General features: G+C 73.6%; 2 protein-coding genes. One reads left to right on the top strand and one right to left on the bottom strand.

The features are described from left to right. On the bottom strand, window positions 1-302 hold a 302-nt coding region (locus DI269_RS13160), incomplete at its 3' end, for a hypothetical protein (protein ID WP_157974959.1). Between the two features lie 361 nt (window positions 303-663). On the opposite strand from DI269_RS13160, the gene DI269_RS13155 reads away from it, so the two are divergent. Beyond that, the coding region (locus DI269_RS13155) for a SpvB/TcaC N-terminal domain-containing protein (RefSeq protein WP_269814162.1) at window positions 664-2157 on the top strand (1494 nt) is incomplete at its 3' end.

Raw genomic sequence — 2157 nt, 5'->3', positions numbered from 1 at the left:
CTGACGTCGCCCGCGGTCGCCTCGGCGGCGGCGCCGGCGAAGAGGAGCGCGAGCGCGGCGACCCACAGGACGCGGCGGCGCAGCGGCCCCTGGCCGTGCCAGTGCAGCGCCAGGCCCGCGGTGCACAGCACGACGGAGGCGGTGGCGGCGCCCACGGCGAGCGGCAGGACGTCCTGGTCGGTGCTGCCCACCAGGAACAGCGCGGCCATGGCCAGGGCCAGCGGTCCGGAGCCGATCACGGTGAAGAACGTGTAGGTGCGCAGGCGGCGCAGATCGCGTGCGGGTCTCGCTTCGGGGGTCACTGGGAGATTCAACCACCCCGGTGCGAGTCGGTCCCTGACAGTCCGGCGGCGGCCAGCGCTTTCCGGCGCACGCCTGGGACTGCGGAGCGGTACAGTCAATCTGCGGCGCCTTGAGCGCCGTTTCCTCCGAATCGCGGCACTGGGACCAATAGTCCACTTTGGTCATTCACTTGCGGTGACTCGAATTCCCTTGGCACCACTGGAAACAGCGCGGCATTATAGTACTCCGCCGTTATGAGAAGTGTCCTCGAATAGGGCCGTACGGTCAATTGTGCGGTGGGTCCCAACGCAATACGCTCCGTAATGAGGCGCTTGTCGAACGCCTTTCAATCGCCTTTATTCCTGCAAAGGGGCCGCGATCGTGGACGCATACCGCGGCGGAGCCGAGAACCCGATGCAGCGGCCGGGCCCGCCCTCCGACCGCGACCGCGACGCGGCCCCCGCCGAAGCCGGCCCCCCGCTCCCCACCGTCGGGAACCCGCCCGCCCGCCTCGGCGAGACCTTCCGCACCAACCCCGTCACCGGCTCCGCCTCGCTCACCGTCCCCCTCCCGGTCAGCCCCGGCCGCGGCGCCCCGGCCCTGACCGTCGCCTACGACTCCGGCAGCGGCCCGGGGCTGTTCGGCTACGGCTGGGACCTGCCGCTCGCCCGCATCAGCCGCCGCACCGACCGCGGCCTGCCCCGCTACCGCGACACCCCCGACGGGACCGGCGAATCGGACGTGTTCCTCGCCGCCGACGCCGACGACCTCGTGCCCGACGCCGCCGGTCCGCTCCTGCGCACCGTCGCCGGCGTCGAGTACCGCGTCCAGCGCTTCCGGCCCCGCCTCGACGACGGCACCGGCCGCATCGAACGCTGGACGAATACCGCCGACCGCGCGGACGTCAAGTGGCGCACCCTCTCCGGCGACAACTCGACCGCCTGGTTCGGCGAGGACGCCGCCAGCCGCATCTTCGACCCCGAGGACCCCGCCCGGATCTTCGCCTGGCTCGTCAGCTTCACCCATGACGACAAGGGCAACGCGACGGCCTACGAGTACGCCGCCGAGGACGGCGCCCTCGTCGACCCCGGCGCCGCCAGCGAGGCGGACCGCACCGACCTCGCCCGCTCGGCCGCCCGCTACCTCAAGCGCGTCCGCTACGGCAACGCCGCCCCGCACCTGCCCGTCCTCGACCCCGTCCAGCCCGCGACGCCGCGCCCCGCGAACTGGCTGTTCACCCTCGTCCTCGACTACGGCGACCACGACCCCGACCAGCCCGCCTTCGCACCCGACCGGCCCTGGCCCGTGCGCCCCGACCCCTACTCCGACCGCCGCCCCGCCTTCGAGGTCCGCACCTACCGGCGCTGCCACCGCGCCCTGATGTTCCACGACCTCCCCGAACTCGGCGACGGCCCCACCCTCGTGCGCTCCCTCGAACTCTCCTACGGCCCCGACCCCCACAGCGGCGACTCCCAGCTCCGGTCTATCCGCACCAGCGGCCATGTGCGCCAAGGCGACACGTACACCAGCGCCGACACCCCGCCGATCTCGTACCGGTACGCCCCGGCCGAGATCGACCCCACCGTGCGCGACGTCCGCGCCGAGCACCTGCCCGCCGGGCTCGACCTCGTCGACTACACGTGGGTCGACCTCGACGGCGACGGCGTCGCCGGGGTCCTCGCCGCCCGCAACGGCGCCTGGTACTACCTGCGCAACACCAGCCCCCTCTCCGACGACGTCGACCTCGGGCCCGCCCGGCCCGTCCCGGCCCGCCCCTCCGACGGCCCCGCCGCGCCCGGCACCGACCTCCTCCTGGACGTCGACGGCACCGGCGTCCCCGACCTCGTGCGCCTCGGCACCCCCGCCCCCGGCCGG

This window comes from Glycomyces dulcitolivorans (genome assembly GCF_003265355.1).
GTDB classification, from domain to species: domain Bacteria; phylum Actinomycetota; class Actinomycetes; order Mycobacteriales; family Micromonosporaceae; genus Glycomyces; species Glycomyces dulcitolivorans.
This window is presented reverse-complemented; position numbering and strand designations above follow the sequence as displayed.